This is a genomic window from Paraburkholderia sp. SIMBA_053 (assembly GCF_046534895.1).
In the GTDB taxonomy this organism is placed as follows: domain Bacteria; phylum Pseudomonadota; class Gammaproteobacteria; order Burkholderiales; family Burkholderiaceae; genus Paraburkholderia; species Paraburkholderia caledonica.
The window spans coordinates 1-249 of the sequence record NZ_JAWRXU010001306.1; the positions used below are offsets into that span (position 1 = coordinate 1).

Genomic DNA, 249 nt, shown 5'->3' on the forward strand with positions numbered 1-249 from the left:
GATGCGGACGGTCTGTTGTCCGTGTTTGCGCGCGAGCAGCATTCGGGCGTGGAGGCATCGGTGATCGTGAAGCCGTCGTATGGGCTCGCCGACGACGACGTCGCGCGCATGCTCGAAGACAGCTTCAAGACGGCGGAAGTCGATATGCGCGCGCGGGCGTTGCGCGAGGCGCAGGTCGAAGCGCAGCGGCTGGTCGAAGCGACGGAAGCGGCGCTTGCGGCCGACGGCGAACTGCTCGACGCCGACGAG

Annotated in this window: 1 protein-coding gene; it reads left to right on the plus strand. The window is 67.9% G+C overall.

Annotated elements, in window-relative coordinates:
* Nucleotides 1-249: Hsp70 family protein (locus tag SB753_RS39850; RefSeq protein ID WP_410805520.1), on the plus strand; the 249-nt coding region annotated here is incomplete at both ends.